Origin of the sequence: Herbaspirillum frisingense GSF30 (assembly GCF_000300975.2) — a bacterium.
Lineage (GTDB): Bacteria > Pseudomonadota > Gammaproteobacteria > Burkholderiales > Burkholderiaceae_D > Herbaspirillum > Herbaspirillum frisingense.
This window is the reverse complement of the sequence record NZ_AEEC02000017.1, coordinates 91,726-117,593: the sequence shown is the minus strand read 5'-3', so window position 1 is coordinate 117,593 and position 25,868 is coordinate 91,726. Positions and strand designations below refer to the sequence as shown.

Here is a 25,868-nt window from a genome sequence, read left to right as displayed (position 1 = left end):
CGAAGACATAGGTCTTCCAGGCCAGCCACAGCTTGCGGATGGGGGTGAGCGAGATGCGCTGGTTGAGCACGTGATAGCCATCGCGGGTGATCTCGTCGAGCAGGGTGCGGTAGATGGCGGCCATCATCAGGCCGGGACGCTGGGCGCGCCGGTCTTCTTTGGGCAGCAGGGCGAAGGCTTCGTCGTAGACCGCCTGGGCACGTTCCACCTGGAATTTCATGAGCGCCTCGAAACGCTCACTGTGGCGGGCGTTGAGGATGTCGGCGGCGGTGACGTTGAATTGCTGCAGTTCGTTGACCGGCAGGTAGATGCGGCCCTTGCGGCCATCTTCGCCGACGTCGCGGATGATATTGGTGAGCTGGAAGGCCAGCCCCAGTTTTTCGGCGAAGAGCAGGGTGCCGGGCTGGGTGTGGCCGAAGATGCTGGCCGAGAGCACACCCACCACGCCGGCCACGTGCCAGCAATAGCGCTGCAGGCCGGGATAGTCGAGGTAGCGGCTCTGGTCGAGGTCCATTTCCATGCCATCGATGATGGCCTGCAGGTGCTCGCCCTTGAGCTGGTAGGTGGCCACGTGGGGATGCAGGGCCTTGGTCACCGGGTGGGTGGGCTGGCCTTCCAGCATGGCGGCGATTTCCTTGCGCCACCACATCAGCTTGGTGCGCGCCACCATGGGATCTTCGATTTCATCGACGGTATCGTCGACTTCGCGGCAAAAGGCATACAGCGCCGTGATCGCCAGCCGGCGTTGCGGCGGCAGGAACAGGAAGCTGTAATAGAAACTGGAACCGCTGGCGGCGGCCTTCTGCTGGCAGTATTCGTCTGGAGACATGGATGCGTGGCTGCGGTTGATGCGGGCCGCAAACGCGCCATTGAGGCCGGTTGCGGCAAAGGCGCTATGCTAGCCGAGTGCGCCCGGCAGGGCAAATCGGGCTTTGCGCATTGGGCATGTACATTGGGCATGTGTTGCGGCGGCTGACGTTGTCCTTTAAGCTCAAGCCGATGTCAGCCGGAAAATAAATTCACATAACATCAAATCCGGATGAATTTTGCCGATAATGAACAGGAAGCACCGCCCGCCGCAACGGCATGACAGCTGCGGCGCAGCAAAAGTCACCCCGAGCGGGACTGGACGACGTACAGGAGGCTGGAGACATCATGGACAGACTGGAAATCTTTCGTAATATCGCCTCGCAGGCCGGACGGGGGGAGCTGGTGTTCCCGGCCAACGTCAGCGCGTCGATCAAGCTGCAGAAGGCCCTGGCCGACCCCGATTGCCACCTGGAGCTGGCGGCCAAGCTGGTCATGGCCGAGCCGCTGGTGTCAGCACGGACGGTGGCCATCGCCAATTCGGCGGCCTACAACCGTTCCGGCGGGGAAATCAACAATGTGCGGGCGGCGGTGATGCGCCTGGGGTTCCGTACCCTCAATACCATCACCACCTCGGTGATCGTGCGCCAGCTGGGCCGTACCATCAATAACCCGGGCATGCGCATCAAGTCCGCGCAGCTGTGGGAGCACTGCGCCCATGTGGCCGCCACGGCCTATGTGCTGACGGCCAAGCTGACCAAGGCTGACCCGGAGACGGCGATGTTTGCCGGCATCGTGCACGAGGTCGGGGGCTTCTACCTGTTGTCGCGGACCGATGATTATCCGGGCCTGCTCGACGGTGGTACCGAGGACTGGATGGAATACGGTGAAAAGATGATCGGCCGCGCAGTGCTCAAGAAGCTGGGCGTGCCGCAGCCGGTGGTGGATGCCATCGAATCGCTGTGGCACGGCGTACGCGTCTTGCCGCCGCAGACCATCGGCGACGTGCTGTTGCTGGCCAAGGAGCTCTCGCCGGTGCCGTCGCCGCTGCAGCGCACGGCCGTGGCCGAAGCCGGCATCGGCGGAGAGAACCTGGTGGATGACTACATCGGCGATCAATCGCTGCGCGAGATGCTGGATGATTCGGAAGAGCAGATCCGTACCTTGACCGCAGCGCTGCTGGTCTGAATCGATAGTCGTTGTTGCACACCCTCTACGGGTGTGGATGCCGAGCCCCACAAGCCCCGCGCTGTGGGTAATACAGTTCAGTTAAGAAAAAATCGCCGCGCCAGATGACTTTGGCGTGGCGATTTTGCTTGGTTCTCTTCAAGCCATCTGAAACCGTTCGGACTGAGTAGGCCCTTTAGGGCCGTATCGAAGGCGCTGCTCAACTTGTGGCGCGCCTTCGATACGCAGCTACGCCGCTACTCAGGACGAACGGTCAGCGGTGGTGCAAACAAAGTCTGAGCGAGCTTTCGAGCTGGTAACAAGCTTAACTGAGCGGCATTACGGTCCTGTGGGGCTTTTTCATGTCCGGCCGCAGCTATCTGGTCAGCCCGCGCCAGCCGACGATCAGCCAGTCGCGTTTGCCCAGCCTGGGGCGCTGTCTGAAGACATCCCCCTGCACGCGTTCGATGCGCTCCAGGATGCGCAGGCCGCCTTGCACCACCATGCGCAGTTCCAGCCCGATGCGCCCCGGCAGTCGGCGCGCCAGCGGTGCGCCGGACAGCATCAGGTCGCGTGCGCGCATGATCTCGAACTGCATGAGTTGCTGCCAGCGTGGTGCGCTACAGCCGTCGGCGATGTCCTGCGGGCTCACGCCGAAGCGCGCCAGGTCTTCCAGGGGGAGGTAGATGCGCTGCTTTTCCCAATCGATGGCGACGTCTTGCCAGAAATTGATCAATTGCAGGGCACTGCAGATGGCATCCGAATCGCGCAGGTTCTCTTCAGTTGCTGCGCCGTAGAGATGAAGCATCAGCGTGCCGACCGGATTGGCGGAGCGGCGGCAGTAATCCAGCAAGTCCTCGTAGCGGGCGTAGCGGGTGGTCACCACATCCTGGCGGAAGGCCGAGAGCAGGTCACGGAACGGCTGCAGCGGCAGCGCATGGTCGGCGATGGTCTGCTGCAGGCGCTGGAAGATCGGCGTGGTGCAGCGGCTGCCGGCGGCGATCAGGTCCAGTTGTGCTTCGTAGGCCTGCAGGGCCGCCAGCCGCTGCGCCGGTTCGGCATCGCCTTCATCGGCGATATCGTCGGCGCTGCGGGCGAATGCATAGATCGCCCCCACCGCCGGGCGCAGGTGCGCCGGCAGCAGCAGCGAGGCCACGGGGAAGTTCTCGTAATGGTCGACGGCCATGAGGGGGGCGAGCTCAGAGTGGCGGCTCAGTCGAACTTGTCCTTGAGCAGCGCCTCGATGGTGGCGATGCGGGTTTCCACGGTCTCCAGCAGGGCCTTGGGCATGGTGCCACCGGCATTGAGTTGCGCGGCCAGCGAGCGGGCGATGCCCATGGCGCCTTCGGTGAACTGCTTGCCATCCTTGGACAGCACTGCTGCGGCCGTGAAGAGGGTGGAGAACAGGATCTGGTCGGCGGTGTTGTTCTCGATGAACTTGTTCAGCAGCGCATTGTGGCTTTGCTTGAGTGCGTCGAATTCTTCCTGGGTAGGCATGGGAGATCCTCGGAGGTTGGGGCTGGACGGTGGGCGGTCTCAAACGGACGTGCGCCCCGCAAAGGCGCGGATTGTAGCAGCTACGGGGGTGATGTGGCTTCGCCGGTCGGTCGGTCGGCCGGTCGATTTCGATAGCAAGAAATCGAGTGGCGCCGAGCGGCAAGCCCCATAGAGTGCGGTCTCCGATGACAACAGAAGGAGAAACACCATGGCTCTACTGGAAGGAAAGGTCGCGCTCGTCACTGGAGCGTCAGCCGGGATCGGCAGGGCGACTGCCTTGCTATTGGCCGCGCAGGGCGCGTCGGTGATCCTGAATGCGAGGAACCGGGAAGGCCTGGAGCAGCTTGCGGCCACCATCAGCAGTAGCGGCGGCAAGGCTGGCTTGCTGGCAGGAGACGTCGGGCAGCCCGCGACCCACCAGCAGTGCGTGGAGCTGGCCATGAAGGAGTTCGGCGGGCTGGACATCGCCGTCAACAATGCAGGGGCACTGGGAGCGCTCAAGCCGCTTGCGGAGATCACCCCGGACGAATGGCAACATACCCTGCATGCCAATCTCACCGCTGCCTACCTCGGTGCGCGCAGCCAGATCCCGGCCATGCTGGCGCGTGGTGGTGGCGCCATCGTGTTCACCTCCAGCTTTGTGGGGACCAGCGCAGGCATTGCCGGCATGGCGGCCTATGGCGCGGCAAAGGCCGGGCTGATGGGGCTGGTCAAGGGCATTGCGGCCGACTATGCGGTGCAGGGGATACGGGCCAATGCCTTGCTGCCTGGTGGCGTCGATACCGACATGGGCGGCAGCCCGGAGCAGAAGCAGTGGGCTGCCGGCCTGCATGCGATGAAGCGGATTGCGCAACCGGAAGAGATCGCTGCAGCGGCACTGTTCCTGGTCAGTCCGATGTCCAGTTTCGTGACGGGCGCGGCGCTGTTTGCGGATGGGGGAAACAGTGCGGTGAAGTGATGCGGCAGCGGGGCTGCGCTATCTGCTTGCGGGGGTGTTGGGGACACGATCGGCCTGCCCGACGGGATGGTGATCCTGTCGTGTCGGGCCGATGGTGGCGCTGCGTGATTCTGGTGCGAGGAGGGGGACTCGAACCCCCACACCATTGCTGGCGTCAGGACCTAAACCTGGTGCGTCTACCAATTTCGCCATCCTCGCTGAAGGTGTCGGGCATCGGCGCTATAGCAGTCTGGAAGCAGGTTTGCCGCAGATTTGCCGCTACCGATGCAGGTAGCATTTTGTCAAAGCGCGCCATTGTACTGCAAGCCGTTGCAGCTGTCTGCGTTTTTCTGCGCGGACATTTTCTGCTGTGAATCCATCGGTAGTACCATGCCGGCTGGCTTATCACGGACCGGGAGTTGCATGACACGCTATCGTCATTACAAGGGCGGCATTTACGAATATGTCGATGAGGCCATTCTGGAAGCTGATCTGACGCCCATGATCATTTATCGTGCGGCGGATGGGCGCTTGTGGCTGCGCCCGCGCGAGGTGTTCTTCGAGATGGTGGAGGTGGAGGGCAAGCAGGTGCCGCGCTTTCAGAAGATCGAGGAATGAGGCAAGGCACGGCGTCTGGATGGCAAAGGCGATGCAAAGCTGTGTCGCGGAGCGGCGGAGCTGAACAATGCTCGGCGTTGACGGTCTATTTGCAGAACCTTCCCTTAACTTATTCAGTTTTTCATCATTTCATATGAATCTTCAAGTATGCCTGCGGGCTGGGGTGGCCTTTTCCGCGGCTCTTCTCGCTGTTGCTGTTGCTCCGCCGGCTTCGGCGGAAGAGCTGGCTGATGTCAGCACGGCTTTCCGCTGGCTGGGCAAGAATGACCGCGTGGTTATCGAGGCCTATGACGATCCCAAGGTGGTCGGCGTGACCTGCTACGTTTCCCGGGCCCGCACCGGTGGCGTCAAGGGAACGGTGGGACTGGCGGAAGACAAGTCCGAAGCCTCCATCGCCTGCCGCCAGGTGGCGCCCAACGTGCAGTTTCAGGACAAGCTGCCGGTACAGGAGGACGTCTTCAGCGAGCGCATGTCCATCCTCTTCAAGCGGCTGCACGTGGTGCGGGTGGTGGATGCCAAGCGCAATACGCTGGTCTATCTGACCTATTCCGACAAGCTCATCGATGGCAGTCCGATGAACGCCGTGACGGCCGTGCCGGTGTCGCCGTCCACCCCGATTCCACTGAAACAGAAATAATTCGCTAAATTCTTTATACATGGGCGCAGCGGCAGCGCGGGCCGGTACGGTCGGCTGCATCGTAGCCCGCCTGCAGGCTGGTCGGACGGGCTGTGGCCCGGTTTTTCTCCTGTTTGCAGGGTGGCAAGCCCATTTTTGGACTATCGGCGCTTTTTGCGTATAAAATAGCGAGCTTTAGCGCGGCCGGGCAGGGCGCTTGTCGTCTGCAGTCATTCGATTGGGACACAGCAGGAATGCTCCGGCTTACGGAATTCTTAACATTTGGACGATTTAAATGGCAACTGCAGTCGAAACCCTGAGCAAACTCGAACGTCGTATGACCCTGTCTTTCCCGCTGGCCGATGTTCAGGCTGAAGTGGAAAAGCGCCTGAAGGTGCGCGCCCGTACCGCCAAGGCGCCGGGTTTCCGTCCGGGTAAAGTGCCGATGAAGATGGTTGCCGCCCAGTTCGGCTACCAGGTCGAAACCGAAGTCCTGAACGACAAGGTTGGCCGCGCATTCAACGACGCCGCCGTCGAGAACAACCTGCGCGTGGCAGGTTTCCCGCGCATCGAACCCAAGACCAGCGAAGAAGCCGGCGAAGGCAAGCTGGCCTTCGACGCCACTTTCGAAGTCTATCCGGAAGTGGTCCTGGGCGACCTGACCGGCGCTGAAGTCGAGAAGACCACCGCTGCGGTCTCCGACGCCGAAATCGACAAGACCATCGACATCCTGCGCAAGCAGCGCGTGCACTACCACGTCAAGGGCGAGCAAGGCGCGCACGGCGACGGCGGTGCCGACCAGTCGGCGCAGAACGGCGACCGCGTGACCGTGGACTTCGTCGGCAAGATCGACGGCGTGGAATTCCAGGGCGGCAAGGCTGATGCCTTCCCGTTCGTCTTGGGCGAAGGCCGCATGCTGCCGGAATTCGAAGCCGCGACCATCGGCCTGAAGGTCGGCGAATCCAAGACCTTCCCGCTGGCTTTCCCCGAGGACTATCACGGCAAGGACGTGGCCGGCAAGACCGCCGAGTTCACCATCACCGTCAAGCAGATCGAGTGGGCGCACATGCCTGAAGTCGACGCAGTCTTCGCCCAATCCCTGGGCATCGAAGACGGCGATCTGACCAAGATGCGCGAAGACATCAAGAAGAACCTGGAGCGCGAAGTCACTGCCCGCACCAAGGCCAAGACCAAGGACAGCGTGATGAACGCCCTGATCAAGGCTTCCGAACTGGACGTGCCGACTGCCCTGATCGACCAGGACGTCGAGCGCCTGTCCGAAATGGCACGTCAGGACATGGCCCAGCGCGGCATGGATCCGAAGGTCATGCAACTGCCCAAGGAGCTGTTCACTGCCCAGGCCGAGCGTCGCGTGCGCCTGGGTCTGATCCTGGCTGAAGTGGTCAAGCAGAACAAGCTGGAAGCCACCGAAGAACAGGTCAAGGCCCAGATCGAAGACTTCGCCCAGAGCTACGAAGATCCGCAACAAGTGCTGAAGTACTACTTCTCCGACCGTCGTCGCCTGGCTGAAGTCGAAGCCCTTGTTTTGGAAGAAAACGTCGTCAACTACGTTCTCGGCAAAGCCAAGGTCTCGGAAAAGCCGGTTTCGTTCGACGAACTGATGGGTAATCAGGCGCAAGCGTAATCCGGTTTTCTCTAGTAGTATCAGAAAACTCTTACGCTTAAGGATGCATACATGACAGGTCTGATGAAGCAATCTGCATTGGATACGCAAATGCTCGGCATGGTGCCGATGGTGATCGAACAGAGTGGTCGTGGCGAGCGTGCCTACGACATCTATTCGCGCCTGCTGAAGGAACGCATCATTTTCCTGGTCGGACCGGTCAATGATGCGATGGCCAACCTGATCGTGGCCCAGCTGCTGTTCCTGGAAAGCGAAAACCCGGACAAGGACATTTCCTTGTACATCAACTCGCCTGGCGGTTCGGTTTCGGCCGGCATGGCGATCTTCGACACCATGCAGTTCATCAAGCCGCAGGTGTCGACCTTGTGCACGGGGCTGGCTGCCTCCATGGGCGCTTTCCTGCTGGCCGCTGGCGCCAAGGGCAAGCGTTTCTCGCTGCCGAACTCTCGCATCATGATCCACCAGCCTCTGGGCGGCGCCCAGGGCCAGGCATCGGATATTGAGATCCAGGCACGTGAAATCCTGTACCTGCGCGAGCGCCTCAACAGCATCCTCGCTGACAAGACCGGCCGTAGCGTCGAACAGATCAGCAAGGACACTGATCGCGACAACTTCATGTCGGCTGACGCCGCCGTGGAATATGGCCTGATCGATAAGGTGCTGACCGAGCGCGCTTGATCTGCATCTTCTTGCTTCAGTGCAAGGCCGCAAAAATGCCCGAACGGAACATGTTCGGGCATTTTTTTTATCAAATTTTGACGAATTTGGCACAGAGCGGGTTTTCTGCTTCTGTTTGCTTGATAAATGGCACTCTCGCTGACATATAACGGTCATACGGCAGTCCTGTGAAGCAATAAGGGGCAGCTTAAATGACCAAGCCGTGACGAATCCGGATTTCGCGGGTATGATCGGGTCGTAACTTCTATCCTAGTAGCTCTATGTCTGAGAAAAAATCCTCCAGCGGCGAAAAACTGCTTTACTGCTCCTTCTGCGGCAAGAGCCAGCATGAAGTCAAGAAGCTCATCGCGGGTCCTTCGGTCTTCATCTGCGACGAATGCATCGACCTGTGCAACGACATCATCCGCGATGAAGCTGCCAGCGTGGAAAGCGTAGCCGGCGCCAAGTCGGATCTGCCCACGCCACAGGAAATCACCGACCTGCTGGACCAGTATGTGATCGGACAGGCTACTGCCAAGCGCATCCTGTCGGTGGCGGTGTACAACCACTACAAGCGCCTGAAGCACCTCGGCAAGAAGGATGATGTCGAGCTGGCCAAGAGCAACATCCTGCTGGTCGGCCCCACCGGCTCCGGCAAGACCTTGCTGGCGCAGACCCTGGCACGCATGCTCAATGTCCCCTTCGTGATCGCTGATGCGACCACGCTGACTGAAGCTGGCTACGTCGGCGAGGACGTCGAGAACATCATCCAGAAGCTGCTTCAGAACTGCAATTACGAAGTCGAGAAAGCCCAGAAGGGCATCGTCTACATCGACGAGATCGACAAGATTTCCCGCAAGTCGGATAACCCATCGATCACCCGCGACGTGTCCGGCGAAGGCGTGCAGCAGGCGCTGCTGAAACTGATCGAAGGCACCATGGCTTCGGTGCCGCCGCAAGGCGGCCGCAAGCATCCGAACCAGGACTTCGTGCAGATCGACACGACCAACATCATGTTCATCTGCGGTGGCGCCTTCGACGGTCTTGCCAAGATCATCTCGGATCGCTCCGAGAAGAGCGGCATCGGCTTCTCGGCCAGCGTGAAGAGCCAGACCCAGAAGAGCAATTCCGAAGTGCTCCTTAACGCGGAGCCGGAAGACCTGGTCAAGTTCGGCCTGATTCCGGAACTGGTCGGTCGTCTGCCTGTGATTGCCACGCTCAACGAGCTGGACGAGGAAGCGCTGATCCAGATCCTGGTCGAGCCCAAGAACGCGCTGATCAAGCAATACGCCAAGCTGCTGCAGATGGAAGGCGCGGAACTGGAAATCCGTCCGGCCGCTATGCATGCCATCGCCAAGAAAGCCTTGGCACGCAAGACCGGCGCCCGTGGCCTGCGTTCGATCCTGGAACACGCCCTGCTGGACGTCATGTATGAATTGCCCAGCGAGCAGAACGTGGCGAAGGTTGTCGTGGATGAAAACACCATCACCAATGGCGCCAAGCCACTGTTGATCTACCACGACCAGCCAAAGGTTTCGGGCGGCTGATCGCCCGGGGCTGCAACAGGCCTGAGCAGTAAAGTGTGGTGCGGCCCCGGAGGTCTTTGGGGCTGGCCACACCGTAGCAAGAAGCCACCCCGAAGTCCGGTCACCGCAAACACGGTAAAATAAACCGGCGCACATACACTGGCTTCCATCGAAAAGCCACCCGGAGCTAGCTTCGTGTGTGGCTTTTTTATTTTGTTGCGATCATGACAACGCGCAACCGGCGAATATTTAGTCTGCCGGACTTGTGTTTTGGTCACTCGTGCCAACATCATTCACAGTACTTATTGATAAGGCCCGCCATGACGACTCCTATACTCACAGAACAATCGCAATTGCCGCTGTTGCCCTTACGGGATGTGGTTGTCTTCCCGCATATGGTGATCCCGCTCTTCGTCGGCCGCCCGAAGTCGATCAAGGCGCTGGAAGCGGCCATGGAGCAAGGCAAGAGCATCATGCTGGCGGCCCAGAAGGCTGCCGCCAAGGATGAACCTTCGGCCGAAGACATCTATGAAATCGGTTGTGTGGCCAATATCCTGCAGATGCTGAAGCTGCCCGATGGCACCGTCAAGGTGTTGGTCGAAGGTGCTCAGCGTGCACGCATCCATCACATCAGCGAACTGGAAACCCATTTCGTCGCCGACCTGACCCCGGTGGAATCCGAGCAGGGTGACGAGGCGGAAGTCGAAGCCATGCGCCGTACCATCGTGCAGCAGTTCGACCAGTACGTGAAGCTGAACAAGAAGATCCCGCCGGAAATCCTGACCTCGCTGTCGGGCATCGATGATGCCGGTCGCCTGGCCGACACCATTGCCGCGCACCTCCCGCTGAAGCTGGAGCAGAAGCAGGTCATCCTGGAGATCTTCAACGTCGCCAAGCGCTACGAGCACCTGCTCGGCCAGCTGGAAGGCGAACTGGACATCCTGCAGGTGGAAAAGCGCATCCGTGGCCGCGTCAAGCGCCAGATGGAAAAGTCGCAGCGCGAGTACTACCTGAACGAACAGGTCAAGGCCATCCAGAAGGAACTGGGCGAAGGCGAAGACGGTGCCGATCTGGAAGAGCTGGAAAAGAAGATCCTGGCTGCCAAGATGCCCAAGGAAGCCCTGGAAAAGGCACAGTCCGAGCTGAAGAAGCTCAAGCTGATGTCGCCCATGTCGGCTGAGGCCACCGTGGTGCGCAACTACATCGACACCCTGGTCGCGCTGCCGTGGAAGAAGAAGTCCAAGGTCAATAACGATCTGACCAATGCCGAGAAGGTGCTGGAAGGCGACCACTATGGCCTGGAGAAGGTCAAGGAACGCATCCTGGAATATCTCGCCGTCCAGCAGCGCGTGGACAAGCTGAAGGCGCCGATCCTGTGCTTCGTCGGTCCCCCGGGCGTTGGCAAGACCTCGCTGGGCCAGTCGATTGCCCGCGCAACGAATCGCAAGTTCGTGCGCATGGCACTGGGTGGTGTGCGTGACGAAGCCGAGATCCGTGGTCACCGTCGTACCTACATCGGTTCCATGCCGGGCAAGATCCTGCAGAGCCTGTCCAAGGTCGGCGTGCGCAATCCGTTGTTCCTGCTCGACGAGATCGACAAGCTGGGCATGGATTTCCGTGGCGATCCGTCGTCCGCCTTGCTGGAAGTGCTGGATCCGGAACAGAACCACACCTTCTCCGACCATTACATCGAAGTCGACTTCGACCTGTCGGATGTGATGTTCGTGGCGACCTCGAACTCGTTCAACATCCCGCCAGCACTGCTGGACCGGATGGAAGTGATTCGCCTGTCCGGTTACACCGAAGATGAAAAGACCAGCATTGCGCAGCGTTACCTGCTGCCCAAGCAGATCAAGAACAACGGCCTGAAGGAAGGCGAGATCAGCGTGGCCGAATCGGCCATCCGCGACATCATCCGCTACTACACCCGTGAGGCGGGTGTGCGCTCGCTGGAACGCGAAGTCTCGAAGATCTGCCGCAAGGTCGTGAAGATGCTGCTGCTGAAGAAGCAGGAGAAGAAGGTCACCGTCACCTCGCGTAATCTGGACAAGTTCCTGGGTGTGCGTCGCTTCGACTTCGGCATCGCCGAGAAGGAAAACCAGATCGGCCAGGTGGTCGGCCTGGCCTGGACCGAAGTGGGTGGCGACCTGCTGACCATCGAGGCGGTGAACATGCCCGGCAAGGGCCAGATCATCCGCACCGGTACCCTGGGCGATGTCATGAAGGAATCGATCGAAGCCGCCCGCACCGTGGTGCGCAGCCGTGCCCGCAAGCTGGGCATCAAGAGCGAAGTGTTCGAGAAGAGCGACATCCACATCCACGTGCCGGAAGGTGCGACGCCCAAGGACGGTCCGTCTGCCGGTATCGCGATGACGACCGCGCTGGTCTCGATCTTCAGCGGTATTCCTGTACGTGCGGACGTGGCGATGACCGGTGAAATCACCTTGCGCGGCGAAGTGTTGCCGATCGGCGGCCTGAAGGAAAAGCTGCTGGCTGCGCACCGTGGTGGCATCAAGACCGTGCTGATTCCGGAGCAGAACGTGAAGGATCTGGCCGAGATTCCCGACAACGTGAAGAACAAGCTGGAAATCATCCCGGTGCGTTGGATCGACAAGGTGCTGGAAGTTGCCCTGGAACGTCAGCCGGTGCCGCTGAGTGAAGACGAAGCCATCGTCGACACGGCGGTCGCCGCCAAGGAAGACAAGACCGATCCGGTCGTCAAGCACTGAAATGTCTGACATGTCGGACTGGCTGTGCAGGTAGCCTGCTGCACAGCGGTTTGTCAAAAGCGCCTCTTGCGGGGCGCTTTTTTTACGCCGGTTCGCGGCATGATTCACTTTCCCGCCTACTGGGATGAAGGGAAGATCCTCACTGAAAATCGCGACAATGCCGGAAACCCGCTTGACACCTGGGGATGCGGCTTGTTTAATAGCCGCTGCGGAATTTTTCCGTAAGGCAATCGACGGGCAGCAGGGCTCGGTCGCGATATGTCGGAGCCCGGGCGTTGTCGTTTGAATTCAAACAGATCAAATACTTGTTCGAGGGGCGTAAGTGAATAAAGGCGAACTGATAGAACACATTGCCGGTGCAGCGGATATTTCCAAGGCAGCGGCTGGACGTGCAGTGGACGCATTCATTGGGGCAGTCAAGACCACGCTGAAAAAGAACGGTACCGTGACCCTGGTGGGTTTCGGCACCTTCGCCGTTGGCAAGCGCGCGGCCCGGACTGGACGCAATCCCCAGACCGGAGCGGCCCTCAAGATCAAGGCGTCCAAGGTTCCTAAATTTAAAGCTGGCAAAGCATTAAAAGATGCTATAAAATAATGTTCTTTCGTTGCAGCGGTAACCAAGCAACGAGACTGTTAAGGTTGCCGGGCGCTTAGCTCAGTTGGTAGAGCGGAGCCCTTACAAGGCTTAGGTCGGGAGTTCGAGCCTCTCAGCGCCCACCAGCATCTTGCAGTCGGCACCAGTTTAGGAGCGGTAGTTCAGTTGGTTAGAATACCGGCCTGTCACGCCGGGGGTCGCGGGTTCGAGCCCCGTCCGCTCCGCCAGATAAAACGCCTCGTTCGCAAGAACGGGGCGTTTTTGTTTTTGCGCAGCAAAAACCAGCGGAGTGGAGGGAGCCGCCTGCGCGGCTCCCGGCGGGGCGAGAAGGGAATCGCTTGCAAGCGATTCCGCGGCCTGCGCATGTGTAGGAGAGCCCCGTCCGCTCCGCCAGATAAAACGCCTCGTTCGCAAGAACGGGGCGTTTTTGTTTTTGCGCAGCAAAAACCAGCGGAGTGGAGGGAGCCGCCTGCGCGGCTCCCGGCGGGGCGAGAAGGGAATCGCTTGCAAGCGATTCCGCGGCCTGCGCGTGTGTAGGAGAGCCCCTGCCGCTGCGCCAGATAAAACGCCTCGTTCGCAAGAACGGGGCGTTTTTGTTTTGCGCAGAAAAAAATTGCGGAGCCAAGAAGCATATCTCTAACACGCCTACCCCTATTTGGAAAAGACACAGTTGCCGACTGGGAAGATTACGCGACACGCTAGAAAAAATTTGAGTTTTCCGTACTATTTCCCACTGGAAATGCTTACACTAAGCCGGAATTTGCAGTTTCTCAAAACAGGAGACCGGCATACGCCGGGGCGCAATAATGTTTTTGAGGGAACCCGGCCTGTCACACAGGCCGAGGAAGAGGGCTTGAGCCGCTCCCCAAAGATGTAAGAAGAACCCATCGAGATGCAGTAGCGGATTCGCGCGTAGTGCAGTGACAGCAGGAGCAGGGTGACGACCAATCGTATCGTCTTCCTGCGATGGCCTGCACGTTTGGCATCTAATGGGATTAAGAGGGGGTAGCGATGAAGCTCGCCAATTTCAACATTGGCGTCCGCTTGGGCGCAGCATTTGCAGTGGTCTTGTTGCTGATCGTGGTGACCGCCACGGTCGGGATCCGGAACCAGTCTTCCAACAACGCTGAAATCAACAGCATCGTCAACGAGAAGTACCAGCTCATCGCCTTGAGCAACCAGATCAAGAACAATGGCTACAAGGCCAACGCAGTATTGAGCAACATCCTGCTGGCCGCCACACCGGAAGCGTCGGCCAAGTACATGGACGAATACGCCGGCCTGCGCAAGGCCAACACCGAGGCCTACAAGCAGCTTGAAGGCATGCTCGATTCCGACAAGACCAAGGCCCTCTACGCCGAGCAGACCACTGCTCGCGCAGCCTATGGCGTGGCCGTGCGCAAGTTCTTCGAACTGATGAAGAATGAAGACCGCGCCGCCGCCACCACGCTGTACCAGGGCGACATGTCCAAGCTCCAGCTGGACTACTTCGTCATGGTCGACAAGATGGTCAATTCGCTAGCCAAGGAAATGGTGGTCGATGCCAGCCAGGCAGCCGAAGACGGCCAGATGGCCGTGATCCAGATGCTGGTGCTGTCGGCCGTGGCCGTGGTACTGGCCTCGGTGGTCGGGGTGCTGATCACGCGTTCCATCACCGCCCCGGTGCGTCACGCGGTCATGCTGGCCGAGACCGTGGCGCAGGGTGACTTGTCCTATCGCCTGCAGGCCAAGGGCAAGGACGAGATCAGCCGCCTGCTGCAAGCGCTGCAGCACATGAGCGATAACCTGCATGACACCGTCTCCAACGTGCGCAACGGCACCTCGGCGATCGACATGGCCGCACGCGAACTGGCACAGGGCAACCTGAGCCTGTCGGACCGCACCGAACAGCAGGCCAGCTCCCTGGAGGAAACCGCCTCGGCCATGGAGCAGCTGACCTCGGCAGTGCGCCAGAATGCCGACAACGCCTTGCAAGCCAGCCAGCTCGCCGTCTCGGCCTCGGACGTGGCCGTGCGCGGCGGCGCCTCGGTCGAGCAGGTGGTCAACATCATGAGCGCCATCAGCACTTCTTCCGGCAAGATCGCGGACATCATCGCCGTGATTGACGGCATCGCCTTCCAGACCAACCTGCTGGCCCTGAACGCGGCAGTCGAAGCAGCCCGTGCCGGCGAACACGGTCGCGGTTTTGCCGTGGTGGCCAGCGAAGTGCGCGGCCTGGCCCAGCGTAGCGCCGTGGCCGCCAAGGAAATCAAATCCCTGATCGAAGGTTCGGTCAGTCACGTCAAGGCGGGCAGCACCATCGTCGAACAGACCGTGGCCACCATCGATGAAGTCATCGCCAGCATCAAGCACGCGACCGATCTGATCACCGACATCAGCGCCTCCAGCAAGGAGCAGAGCGAAGGCATCGAGCAGATCAACCAGGCCATCAGCCAGATGGACCAGATGACCCAGGAAAACTCCGCCCTGGTGGAGCAGAACGCTGCCGCCTCCAAGGCCTTGCAGGCCCAGGCCGAGCAGTTGTCGGCCCTGATGGGACGTTTCCGCCTGAGCGAACTGATCGCCCATTCCGGCTATGCCGGCGCGGCACGCGGTGGCGTGCGCGAAAAGATCATCCAGCCCGAGCTGTCCCTGATCCAGGGCTAGTAGACGGATAGGGTTACCCGTTTTTTGTGTGAACGCAGTGTGGTAAGAGGGGCCGTGAGGAGACCATGGCCGGCCATTCACGGCCGGTCGTGACAAGAACAAGGCGTCCCATCCGCAGGCATTGCGGGTGAGGACGCGATCATCGTCTTTTCCGTCAAGGGCATGTCCGCAATTTCGATTTCGAAATGATCTCGAGCTCGTTGTCGAGCGTGATGCGACATGTCCGTGCACTTGCCCAGAAAGGTTCGCCATGCCACTTCATTCTCCGAGTTCACTCGGGCAGACTTCCTCCACAGCGCGCCAGGCCCTGGCGCATGCCCGCATCCAGTCCTTCATCGATGCCTACCGCAACGAGGGGTATCGCATCGCCGATATCGATCCCCTGGGCACGATCTCGGTGCCCGACATTGCGGCTCTCCTGCCGCAGACGCACGGGCTGGAGGACGAGGACATCGCGCTGGCACAGCATCGCTTCCTCGACGGCCTGGGCCTGACCAATGTCAAGGAGCTGACCCATCACCTGAGCCGGCTGTTCTGCGGCCCGCTCGCACTGGACTGCAGCGGCGTGCGCGACGAGCCGCGCCGTCAGTGGCTGCTCGCGCGTCTTGCTGCCCGTGACCCCGGCGCCGAGCCGCAGGCGCAGGAACGCGCGGCCATCCTGGCCCGCCTGGCAGCCGCCGAGCAGTGGGAAAACTATCTGCAGCAAGACTATCCGCAGGCCAAGCGTTTTTCCCTGGAAGGTTGCGAAAGCCTGCTCCTGTTGATGGATACCCTGGTGGAGCGTTGCAGCTTCTACCAGCTGGACAAGCTGTTCTTCGCCATGCCGCATCGTGGTCGCCTCAACCTGCTGGTGAACCTGATGCAGATGCCGGCTGCCGAGATCGTGGCCTACTTCGATGCCAGCAAAACCACCCCGGCCGCCGCCAGCGCGGTGGATCTGCCCTACCACCTGGGCGCCGAGGCCGTGCGCCATACCGCACTGGGCCAGGTCGGCCTGTTCCTGGCGCACAACCCCTCGCACCTGGAGAGCGCCTATCCGGTCCTGCTGGGCATGGCCCGCGGTTACCGCGCCAGTCATCCCCAGGCAGCGCCGCCCGCCTCGGTGGTGATCCATGGCGACGCCGCCTTCTGCGGCCAGGGCGTGGTGATGGAGTCGCTCAAGCTGGCCCAGCATCCGGGTTACGACGTGGGCGGCACGGTTCACGTGATCGTCAACAACCAGATCGGCTTTACCACACCCAACCCGCTGGATCCGGAAAACCACGGCTACTGCACCGACATCGCCCGCATCGTCGGCGCGCCGGTGCTGCACGTCAATGCCGACCAGCCGGAGGCGGTGTTGCGCGCGGCGCGCATCGCCTTTGACTACCGCATGCAGTTCCACGCCGATGTGGTCATCGACCTGGTCGGCTATCGCCGCTGGGGACACGCCGAGCAGGACACGGCTACCGTGACCCAGCCGCTGCTGCATGGCTTCATCGACAAGCATCCCTCGGTGACCCGGCTGTACGCACAATCCGGATGGCCTGGTTCGGATGCGGGAGCCGCCCTGCTGGCCACCAGCAGCCAGCAGGCGCTGACCGCCTTCAGGGCCAGCCGTCCAGGTCATACCGCAGCGTCGGCGGCGACCTCGACCTCGACCTCGACCTCGGAGCGTACGCAGGACAAGACCTCCGAAGCGGCAGCCGCGCCCAGTCTGAACCAGATGCGTCAATGGGTGGAGCGGATGACACGCCTGCCGGCTGGATTCGAACCACATCCGGCCATCGTCAAGCTGATCGCGCAATGGCAGCACAGCGTGGCCGCGCCCGAGCACCCGTGCAGCTGGAATTTTGCCGAGAACATGGCCTATGCCTCCCTGCTCAGTGCCGGTCACGGCGTGCGCATTTCCGGCATGGACGTGCAGCGCGGCACCTTCATGCAACGTCATGCCGTGTGGCATGCGGTGGATGAGGCGCAGGCACAGCAGCGGTCCTTCCTGCCCCTGCGCGAAGTCGCAGCACCCCGCGCCAGCCTGGAAGTGATCAATTCGCCCCTGAGCGAAGAAGCGGTGGTCGGTTTCGAGTACGGCTTCAGCGTGCAGGCGCGCCCGGATGCGCTGACGATCTGGGAAGCCCAGTTCGGTGACTTCGTCAACGGCGCCCAGATCATGATCGACCAGTACATCACCTCCGGTCGTGGCAAGTGGGGCTATGCGTCGGCGTTGACGATGCTGCTGCCGCATGGCTACGAAGGCGTGGGGCCGGAACATTCCACCGGCTATCTCAGTCGCATGCTGCTGCTGTGCGCGGGTCAGAATATCCGGGTGGCCTATCCCTCCAGTTCGGCGCAGTGGTTCCACCTTCTGCGCGATCAGGCCCTGCATGCGGACCGGCCGCTGGTGGTCTTTACGCCCAAGTCGGTGCTGCATGGGGAGCCGCGTGCCAGTTCCCCGCTATCGGACTTGCTGGAGCAGGGCTTCCAGCCGCTGCTGGGCGACCCTGAGGGGCCGCAAGCGTCCGCGGTACGGCGTGTCGTGTTGTGCAGCGGCAAGGTGCGCTACGACCTGGCCGATGCCCGCGCCAGCGCGCAGGACCAGGACACCGCGCTGCTGCCGGTGGAGCAGCTCTATCCCTTCCCGACGGCGCAACTGGGTGACGTCCTGCGCAGCTATCCGCAGTTGCAGGAAGTGGTGTGGGTACAGGAAGAAGAGCGTAACCAGGGTGCCTGGCTGTGCGTGCGCGATGCCATCGAAGCCGCCTTGCCGGAGACGGTGCGCCTGCGTGCGGTCTATCGCCCGGATACCGCCTCCGGGCCGACCGCCTCCAAGGCCAGCCATTACGCCCAGCAGGCAAGCCTGGTGCAGGCCGTCTTTGCTCAAGGCTGAGGGAAGGAGGACGAAGGAAGGTGACGGAGGGCGAAAAAAAACGGTGCACTTCTGCGCGAAGTGCACCGTTTACCCCCTCCGGTTTTCCCCGGTTATCTGGTCGTGTTGACGTTGTAGTCCGCAAGTTAAGCTTTAGTCAAGTAACTTTCGTGCTGCAGCTGCTCAAGTCCGGCTTCAAAGGCGCTTCGGCATGCGGCTGCCGGGCGCGTGCAGCGTATTTGTCTCAGTAGGTCAGCGTGACCGTGACGGTATCCGAGTAGGCGCCGGCCAGCGGGGTCTGGGCGGCGGGAATCTGGCCGTAGACGGTCAGCGTCTGGGTCAGGCCCGAGCCGGTGCCGGTGGCGGTATCGGTGCCGATGGTCGAGCCCCAGTTGTTGGTGCGGGCTGCATCGCGGTAGAGGGCATAGTTCAGGGTGCCACCGCCGGCCGCGCTCATCTTGCGGCTGCTGACGGTGGAGCCGCTTCCGGTGCCGGCATCCAGGCCGACGTTGTAGGCGGTGCCATTGGTGCAGAGCACGGTGATGGTGCCGGACTGGTTGACCACGCTCTGGGTGTAGGCGCCGAAGGCGATGGCCGAGCCGACCACGGTGCAGGCGGCAACCACCGAGGCGCTGATGGTCAGCGTGCCGCTGGCGGTGGCGGCGAAGGAAGCCGGAGCGCTGGAGGCCAGGACGACGGCGGCGATGGAAGCTGCAACGAAACGATTCTTCTTGGCAAAAAACATTTGGTTTCTCCGGTGTTGGCCGCCCCGTCCTTGCCCCTTGCAAGAACTTCCCTGTGCAGCGCTGGTATGGAGACACTTTAATTTCCGGGCGGCGCCGGCGACATCCGGCGATTCCCTAGCCACCCGCCAATCTGCGTCAGGGAAAACCTGAGCCGCCACGTCGGCTATGTCCAGCGACGCCCGGCGACGCCCAGCCATGCCTAGCGATGCGGCCGGCGCCAAGCGCTCAATAGGTGATCAATACCGTCAACGTATCCAGATAGCTGCCGGCCTTGGCATTCTGGCTGCCCGGCAAGCGGCCGTAGACCGTGTAGGTCTTGACCACGGGTGTGAGAACCTGCAGCAGATAGCCATCGGTGATGAAGCTGGTGCTGGAGGAGCCGTCACCCCATGTCGAGGTCCGTGCCGAGTTGGTATAGACCTGGTAGTTGAGGCTGTTGGCGCCACTGAGCATCTTGCGCTGCGCATAGGCGCCGCTGCTGCCGGTGCTGAGCTTGACGGTATAGCCGATCAGCAACGACACCGTGGCCTGGCAGGTCACGGTGATGCTGCCGGTATTGTCCAGATGCGCACTGGACTGCGGGTCATACAGCCCGAACGCCACCGGATTTGTGGCCGACGAGCAGATCTGTTGCGCCTGCACCGGGGCGCATGCCAGCAGGACAAGGGCCCAGGCCAGGGCCGGGCGGATTGGAGGGATCGTCTTCATGTGTTCTCCATGATGCCGGTCGCGTTTCAATGGCAGATCACGACTTCGTTGCTCATGCCGCCTTCGCTGCGCGGTTGCGGCGTCAGCGTGGCGTGGCATTGCGCCCCCGAGGGCAGCAGTACGTCCAGCGTATTGACCGGTGCCAGTTCCTGCAGGTAGCTCACGCCGTCATAGCCCACGGGCGCCTGCAGACCGGTCTCGCGCACGCGGATGCTGGCGCCTAGCGGAATGAACTGGCCCGCTGCATCCTTGAGGATGATGGTCACATCCGAGGCCCGTCGTGCATTGAAATGCACCACTACGCCGGAGCGATCGCGCGGCCGGATGTACTGGTCCGGCTGGTCCAGTTGCAGTGTCAGCGGCAGGTCCAGCACGTCCACCGAAATCTTGTTGACGTCGTAGGCGCGCAGGTCGGTCAGCAGTAACTGGCCGTTGTCGTCGGTGCGGCCGGCGTAGCGGTTCTCGTTGTAGATGCCGACGTTCTTGACGCCGCTGGCATTGACCACGGCAAAGCTGTCCTCGATCCAGTCCGAGGCGAAGCTGCCGCCATCGATGAAGGATACCGCGCCGCGCGCCCCCAGTCGCTGGCTGGTGGTATTGGCTGCCTGCGAGGCGGCCGCGGTGAGGCTGCCATAGCGGCTCTTGTAGTTGAGCTGGGCAATGCGCTGCTGATAGCTGCCTTCGGTGTCCTGCAACTGCCAGCCCAGGTCGCCGATGGCCACCGTCGAGCGACTGGCCTGCAGGGTGGCGGTGCGCTGGCCATTGTTGTTGCTTACGCTGGCACCGGCCACATCGCGCCCGCCGAAGGGAATGATCAGGCCGATGGTGGCGCCATAACCGCTGTTGCGAAAGTCGCGGTAGCCGGTCAGGTACATGTTGGATGTGCTCCCCACCGACTTGAACCAGGTCACCGTCACCGTCTCGCTGTCGGCCAGGCCGCTGGTGCCGGTATCGGTAAAGAGCAGCGGGCTCTTGCTGCGCGCATAGGCCATGCTCAGCGAGCCGCCGCTGCCCAGGTTCAGGCCCAACGTGGCGATGGTGGCCGCGCGCGAGACCGGCGCCCCCTGGATGGCGCCGATGTCCTGATAGTTGCGGGTGGACTGGGTGCGGGTCAATGACACGCTCACCGGATCGGCGTTGCGTTCGATGGCCAGCGACACCTGCTGGCCCGAGCCACTGTCGGCACTGCTGGCGGCCAGTGAGGTGGCCAGCACGGCGCGGTTGCCGAGATTGAAGACGGCGCCACCACCGGCCAGTTTCAGGCTGCGCATGGCCTCGGCATGGCCCTCCAGCGTAAGGATGTCGCTCATCCCCTGGCGGGCCGTGCCGGACAGGGCGAACTGCCCGTAGTCATTGCTGCGGAGGCCATAGCGGCGGCGCACCCAGCCACCCTCCACCGAATAGGACGACAGGCCCGGTTTCAGCAGGCGATCGGTGGCGTAGAAGTTGATGGTGCGCAGGGTCTGCCGTCCCAGTTCGTCGGTGACCGCCACCGCGATCTGGCCGGCGCCACTGGCAATAGGGGGCTGACGGATCTCGAAGGGGCCGGGCGGCACCGGTTGCGAAATCTGGCGCACGCCATTGACGAACAGGTCCACGGTGGACGGCACCACCGTTTCGCCGCCCAGCGAAGGCGTGGGGAAGCGCACCAGGTCCGGACGCAGGTTGAAGTCCGACGCGTACTGGAAGCCGCCCAGTCGCACCGAGCGGGTCCAGGCCAGGCTGCCATTGATGACGTCACCCAGGCGGTAACGTGTCAGGCTGGCCGGTTGGGAATAGGTATAGGTGGTTTCCAGGCGGGCCGATACGCCGCCGCTGTTGCCGGTATAGCCCAGCCCGGTCGAGCTGAGCACGCCGCTGCCGCTGAACCAGCGCGCATCGAACAGCCCGCCCAGGGCATGCTGGTTCTGGCTGGAAGTGGCCAGCAGATCGTAGTTCAGGACCAGCCCGCGCCCGCCCTCCGACAAGGGAACCCGGCTGGCAATGCTGGTGGCGTCGATGTCGGTCGTATTCATGAAACGGGCCGCAATCATGAGGTTGATCCGGGCAGCGCCCTCGTCGAGGTCGATCCCGGTAGCGATGGCGCGCAGGGGAATCAGTTCGTCGTCGGCACCATCCACGCGCAGCTTGAGACTGCGCAGTTCGGCCGCGGTCGCATACAGGGCCTGCTGGCGACGCGTGAATTGCGCCACCAGATCGGTGCCGCGGCCGTTGATGGACACTTCCAGCAGCAGCACTTCGTCACCGGCCGCCCGCGCCACGGTCGCGGTGGCGCCCAGCAGCGCCAGGATCAACGGCAACAGCCAGAGCGGCAGCAGCCGTTTCAAGGCGCCACGGTGAGTTCGGTATCAATCGGCCCGGCATCACTGTTGGCAGTCAGTTTGACTTTGCTGCCTACGGCAAGCGGGGTCTCGGTGTCGATCAGGTATTGGCGGGTGATGCCGGCCAGCGTATAGGGGTTGCCGCCTGCCGGTGCGGTGATCTTCTTGCCATTGGGCAGGGTCAACGCCAGGTCCAGCAAGCGCGCACGTCGGTTGCCCAGGTTCTGTACCACCAGACGCGTCGGCTTGCCTGAGCGTAACTGGTAGTCAAGCTGCGGCTTCGGTGTGCCGGTAGGGGCGATGAACACCGGCATGGAAATCCGGAACTTGAAATTGATGGTGGCGCCCTCGGCCGCGGAGGGGATTTCGTCGATCAGCAGGCGAAACGCGATCTCCGCGGCTCCCGCTGCCTGGCGCGACACCACGCGGATCACCTGGGACGCACCCGGCGCCAGGTTGAACACCGGCGGGCTGATGATCAGGTTCTGGGTAGGTTGCAGATCATCCTTGCTGTCGACCTGGTTCCAGTCGTAGGCACGGATCTGCAGCGACACATTGTGATTGTCGTTATTGACGATCTTGATCACCCCTGCCGTGCGTGAGGAGGATAGCTCCAGCACCACGGGGGCAATCTCGAAATTGGAGGCCTGCGCCTGTTGCCATCCCCCTGCCGTCATCAGGCAGCCCATTGCACAGACACGTGCGAGCCGCCACAACATGGTTTCTGATCTCGTCACGCTACGAAATCCCCATTCTGGTTGTCAGGTATTTGTCAAATTTTTACTAGAGTAAAACGAAACCGCGACAGGTAAAACAAAAAGTTGCAGGGCAGCCACAGAATTTAACTAAAAGTTAAATATTTCCTTTCATCAACTTGCGTATTGGGATGGAAGATGTACGCCCCACGCGGACGTAAAAATGGCGCGACTTCATGTGAAAAGTCGCGCCATGCATGGAAGGGGGCGGGCAGGGAGGTGGTCGCAAGCGGTGTGTGCCTGGTGGCGCTTGGCCTGCGCCGGCCAACCCGGTAGTCAGTAGGACAAGGTAATGGCGACCACGTCGCTGTAGCTACCGGCGCGCGCTGTCTGGCCGGCCGGGATGTAGCCATAGACCGGCACGTTCTGGGCGCTACCGTTACCGACCCCGGCGACCGTGTCGCTGCCGCTGCTGTTGCCCCAGGCACGGGTGCGGGCCGCATCCTGATACAGGCCGTAGTTGAGCGAATTGGCACCGTCGGCACTGGTCAGCTTGCGAGTGGCGACGTTGCCGCCAGCACCAGTGCCGGCATCCAGGCTGATGGTGTAGCTGGTTCCTGCGGAACAGGCCACCCCGATCTGGGCGTTCTGCTGCAGCGCACTGGAGGCATAGACGCCAAAGGGCAGGGCGGCGCTCTGCACCACGCATTGCGCCGGGACGATGGCACTGATGTCGAGCTTGCCGGTGGTGGAGACGGCTACGGCATTCACGCTCAGGCCAGCCAGGAAAGCGACTGCAAGAAAGAGGGCGGGTGAATTTTTCATCATGATGCGGTGCCGGCAAATGTCAGTAAAAGCTGGAATCTATTATAGAATTAATTCGAATATTTACTCTGAAAACGGAGTCAAAGGTGCAGGCAAGCAACACCGTTTTCAGCAAATTTTAAGAATTTGCTTCGATTTGCTGACAGAAAGAAAACAATTGATGCCAGATCGTCACATTCCGGCATCGCTGCAGACAGCAAGGAGACGTACCCACGGCAGCGCTGCTGACCGTGCAATGGGGGACCGGGCGCAGCACCGCCGCGCGCCCGGAATGGCGATCCTGCGAAAAGACCATGCCCGAGCATCGCTTTGCGCGCCGGTCATGCAGGCGGGCGATCAGGTAACCGCTCCGCAACTTCAGGACGTGACCGCCAGACCGATGAAAAGTAACCGATGTGACCGATGTGACCGATGTGATCATGTGACACATGCCGATAACTAGACAAAGCGGGCTGGCACGCGCCAGTACCGGCCTCTTCTTCCTGCTGGCCTTGCTGCTCTCGCTGGGCGTGGCAGCATTTTCCTATTACAGCGTGCGCGATTTCGAGCAGCGCGCAGTCTGGTTGCAGCATAGTCACGCCGTCATCAACAAGCTGGAAGTCGCCAATTCGACCGTGCGCGACGCGGTCAGCAATTCACGCGGCTATGCCTTGTCCGGCAACCAGGAATACCAGGCCGGTTTCGAGGCGGGTGCCAAGCAAATCGAGGTGCTTCTGCAGGATCTGCGCCGGCTCATGAGCGACAATGCGCAGCAGCTGCAACTGCTGACCCGCACGGAAGATCTGGTATCACAGCGGATCAGCCTCTCCCGTCGCCTGATGGAGCTCAGTCCAGACGAAGGGCGCCAACGGGTACTGGAAGGCAAGGACCTGAGCGATCGCATCCGCAACGGCTTTGAAGAGATGAAGGGCAACGAGAATGCACTGCTTGCCCGGCGTGCCCATGACACCGCCGCCAGCGCCGACCTGACCATCATCATGGTGGTCAGCGGCAGTCTGCTCAGCATGGCCTTGCTGGTCATGGTCTACAGCAAGCTGCGCCGCGAGATGAGCCGTCGGGTGGAGGCGCAGCAGCGCGCCCAGGCCTATTCCGACGAGATCGAAGACCTCTACAACAACGCGCCCTGCGGCTATCACTCGGTCGATGAGACCGACAAGACCATCATCAAGATCAACGATACCGAACTCAAGTGGCTGGGCTACACACGAGAGCAGGTGGTCGGGCGCATGACCCAGCTCGATCTGCTCAGCCCCGTGAGCGCCGAGCGTTACCAGCGTGAGCTGCATCCGCAATTCCTGCTCAAGCGCGAGATCAACGGCATCGATCTCGACTTCCGCCGCGCCGATGGCAGCGAATTCACGGCCCTGGTCAATGCCACCGCCATCCCCAGCCGCGACAACAGCAAGCTGATCAGCCGCACGGTCATCTATGACATTTCCGAGCGCAAGCGCGCCGAGGACGAAATCGAGGCCCTCAACGCCGATCTGGAACGGCAGGCCCAGCACCTGCATAGCGTCAACAAGGAACTGGAGAGTTTTTCCTATTCCGTCTCGCATGACCTGCGTGCTCCGCTGCGTGCCATTTCCGGTTACGCCATGATCCTGGAGGAAGACTACGCCAGCGTGATCGACGAAAAGGGCCGCGAACAGCTGCAGGTGATCCGCCGCAACGTGCGCAAGATGGATGAACTGATCAACGACCTGCTCAAGCTGGCCAAGTCCACCACGGGTGAACTGACCTTGCAGCGTTTTTCGATGGAAGAGGTGGTGGGCCAGGTCATCGCCGGCCTGCGCCAGGAAAATCCGGCCGTGCAGTTCGAGGTCCCGCCGCTGGAAGGCGCCGTGGCCAATCGCGGCCTGATCACCCAGGTCTGGGAAAACCTGCTCTCCAATGCCGTCAAGTTCAGCAGCAAGAACGACCAGCCGCTGGTGCGGGTGACCATGGAAGTCGGTCCCGAAGAATACATCTACGGCGTGCATGACAACGGTGTGGGCTTCGACATGCGCTATGTGCACAAGCTGTTCGGCACCTTTCAGCGCCTGCATCGCCAGGAAGAATATCCAGGTACCGGCATCGGGCTGGCGCTGGTGCAACGCATCGTGATCCGCCATACCGGCCGGGTCTGGGCCGAGAGCACTCCCAAGGTGGGCGCGAGCTTCTATTTCTCGCTGCCACGCAAGGGTGTCATGCCCAGCCTGGGTGATGTGCGCTGAAGTGGCATGACCGAGGCCCGGCATGAGAGCAATATCGTATGAAGCAATGTACCAGCCGCATTCTGAACAAAGAGT

21 protein-coding genes and 3 tRNA genes are annotated in these 25,868 nt (G+C 61.5%); 15 read left to right on the top strand and 9 right to left on the bottom strand.

Going from position 1 to position 25,868, the window contains the following annotated elements:
• Positions 1-829, bottom strand: an 829-nt coding sequence (hpnD, locus tag HFRIS_RS13505) for a presqualene diphosphate synthase HpnD (RefSeq protein ID WP_006463930.1), incomplete at its 3' end; no start/stop codon positions are given.
• Between the two features lie 326 nt (positions 830-1,155).
• Between hpnD and HFRIS_RS13500 the strand changes: the two genes are divergently transcribed.
• A complete protein-coding gene (locus HFRIS_RS13500; protein WP_006463929.1) occupies positions 1,156-1,995 on the top strand; it encodes an HDOD domain-containing protein in 840 nt (279 codons plus the stop codon).
• Positions 1,996-2,350: 355 nt separating this feature from the next.
• Here HFRIS_RS13500 and hpnC read toward each other — a convergent pair whose 3' ends face one another.
• Together hpnC and HFRIS_RS13490 are read right to left on the bottom strand one after the other, a co-directional pair.
• Positions 2,351-3,160: a squalene synthase HpnC gene (hpnC, locus tag HFRIS_RS13495; RefSeq protein WP_006463928.1), complete on the bottom strand. Its 810-nt coding sequence runs from the start codon at positions 3,158-3,160 to the stop codon at positions 2,351-2,353.
• Positions 3,161-3,186: 26 nt separating this feature from the next.
• On the bottom strand, positions 3,187-3,471 hold the full coding sequence (locus HFRIS_RS13490; protein ID WP_006463927.1) for a hypothetical protein: 285 nt from the start codon (positions 3,469-3,471) through the stop codon (positions 3,187-3,189).
• Positions 3,472-3,679: 208 nt separating this feature from the next.
• Between HFRIS_RS13490 and HFRIS_RS13485 the strand changes: the two genes are divergently transcribed.
• On the top strand, positions 3,680-4,429 hold the full coding sequence (locus HFRIS_RS13485; protein ID WP_039875672.1) for an SDR family oxidoreductase: 750 nt from the start codon (positions 3,680-3,682) through the stop codon (positions 4,427-4,429).
• A 111-nt stretch (positions 4,430-4,540) separates the two neighbouring features.
• On the opposite strand, the gene HFRIS_RS13480 is transcribed toward HFRIS_RS13485, so the two are convergent.
• Positions 4,541-4,627, bottom strand: a tRNA-Leu gene (locus HFRIS_RS13480).
• 204 nt (positions 4,628-4,831) lie between these two features.
• Between HFRIS_RS13480 and HFRIS_RS13475 the strand changes: the two genes are divergently transcribed.
• From HFRIS_RS13475 to HFRIS_RS13425, 11 genes are all read left to right on the top strand, one after another.
• Positions 4,832-5,026, top strand: a complete 195-nt coding sequence (locus HFRIS_RS13475; protein WP_006463925.1) for a DUF1653 domain-containing protein — start codon at positions 4,832-4,834, stop codon at positions 5,024-5,026.
• Positions 5,027-5,159: 133 nt separating this feature from the next.
• Entirely contained in the window at positions 5,160-5,663 is a 504-nt protein-coding gene (locus HFRIS_RS13470; RefSeq protein ID WP_039875669.1) for a CreA family protein, read from the top strand.
• Between the two features lie 274 nt (positions 5,664-5,937).
• Positions 5,938-7,287, top strand: coding sequence for a trigger factor (tig, locus tag HFRIS_RS13465; protein WP_006463923.1), 1,350 nt, complete (start codon positions 5,938-5,940; stop codon positions 7,285-7,287).
• Positions 7,288-7,338: 51 nt separating this feature from the next.
• A complete protein-coding gene (clpP, locus tag HFRIS_RS13460; RefSeq protein WP_006463922.1) occupies positions 7,339-7,965 on the top strand; it encodes an ATP-dependent Clp endopeptidase proteolytic subunit ClpP in 627 nt (208 codons plus the stop codon).
• Positions 7,966-8,225: 260 nt separating this feature from the next.
• Complete coding sequence (gene clpX / locus HFRIS_RS13455) at positions 8,226-9,491, top strand: ATP-dependent Clp protease ATP-binding subunit ClpX (RefSeq protein WP_006463921.1); 1,266 nt, start codon at positions 8,226-8,228, stop codon at positions 9,489-9,491.
• A gap of 299 nt (positions 9,492-9,790) precedes the next feature.
• Positions 9,791-12,199: an endopeptidase La gene (lon, locus tag HFRIS_RS13450; protein ID WP_039875666.1), complete on the top strand. Its 2,409-nt coding sequence runs from the start codon at positions 9,791-9,793 to the stop codon at positions 12,197-12,199.
• Between the two features lie 322 nt (positions 12,200-12,521).
• Positions 12,522-12,794: an HU family DNA-binding protein gene (locus tag HFRIS_RS13445; protein ID WP_006463919.1), complete on the top strand. Its 273-nt coding sequence runs from the start codon at positions 12,522-12,524 to the stop codon at positions 12,792-12,794.
• A 49-nt stretch (positions 12,795-12,843) separates the two neighbouring features.
• Positions 12,844-12,919, top strand: a tRNA-Val gene (locus HFRIS_RS13440).
• Positions 12,920-12,944: 25 nt separating this feature from the next.
• Positions 12,945-13,021: transfer RNA gene (locus HFRIS_RS13435), tRNA-Asp, on the top strand.
• Positions 13,022-13,805: 784 nt separating this feature from the next.
• A complete protein-coding gene (locus HFRIS_RS13430) occupies positions 13,806-15,440 on the top strand; it encodes a methyl-accepting chemotaxis protein (RefSeq protein WP_006463918.1) in 1,635 nt (544 codons plus the stop codon).
• A 250-nt stretch (positions 15,441-15,690) separates the two neighbouring features.
• Positions 15,691-18,306 (top strand): 2-oxoglutarate dehydrogenase E1 component, encoded by a 2,616-nt coding sequence (locus HFRIS_RS13425; RefSeq protein WP_006463917.1) that lies wholly within the window; start codon positions 15,691-15,693, stop codon positions 18,304-18,306.
• Between the two features lie 223 nt (positions 18,307-18,529).
• On the opposite strand, the gene HFRIS_RS13420 is transcribed toward HFRIS_RS13425, so the two are convergent.
• The 5 genes from HFRIS_RS13420 to HFRIS_RS13400 form a co-directional block, all read right to left on the bottom strand.
• Positions 18,530-19,030, bottom strand: coding sequence for a Csu type fimbrial protein (locus tag HFRIS_RS13420; RefSeq protein WP_006463916.1), 501 nt, complete (start codon positions 19,028-19,030; stop codon positions 18,530-18,532).
• A 226-nt stretch (positions 19,031-19,256) separates the two neighbouring features.
• A complete protein-coding gene (locus tag HFRIS_RS13415; protein WP_006463915.1) occupies positions 19,257-19,739 on the bottom strand; it encodes a Csu type fimbrial protein in 483 nt (160 codons plus the stop codon).
• A 26-nt stretch (positions 19,740-19,765) separates the two neighbouring features.
• On the bottom strand, positions 19,766-22,066 hold the full coding sequence (locus tag HFRIS_RS13410) for a fimbria/pilus outer membrane usher protein (protein ID WP_006463914.1): 2,301 nt from the start codon (positions 22,064-22,066) through the stop codon (positions 19,766-19,768).
• Complete coding sequence (locus tag HFRIS_RS13405; protein WP_244436291.1) at positions 22,063-22,779, bottom strand: fimbrial biogenesis chaperone; 717 nt, start codon at positions 22,777-22,779, stop codon at positions 22,063-22,065. The genes HFRIS_RS13410 and HFRIS_RS13405 overlap by 4 nt, the downstream gene beginning before the upstream one ends.
• A gap of 312 nt (positions 22,780-23,091) precedes the next feature.
• Positions 23,092-23,583, bottom strand: coding sequence for a Csu type fimbrial protein (locus HFRIS_RS13400; RefSeq protein ID WP_006463912.1), 492 nt, complete (start codon positions 23,581-23,583; stop codon positions 23,092-23,094).
• A 16-nt stretch (positions 23,584-23,599) separates the two neighbouring features.
• On the opposite strand from HFRIS_RS13400, the gene HFRIS_RS25440 reads away from it, so the two are divergent.
• Entirely contained in the window at positions 23,600-24,022 is a 423-nt protein-coding gene (locus HFRIS_RS25440) for a hypothetical protein (protein WP_161625976.1), read from the top strand.
• Positions 24,009-25,793 carry a sensor histidine kinase gene (locus tag HFRIS_RS13395; protein WP_006463911.1) on the top strand — a complete coding sequence of 595 codons (1,785 nt, stop codon included), beginning with the start codon at positions 24,009-24,011 and terminating at the stop codon, positions 25,791-25,793. Before HFRIS_RS25440 ends, HFRIS_RS13395 begins: the two co-directional genes overlap by 14 nt.
• The last annotated feature ends 75 nt before the right edge of the window (positions 25,794-25,868 follow it).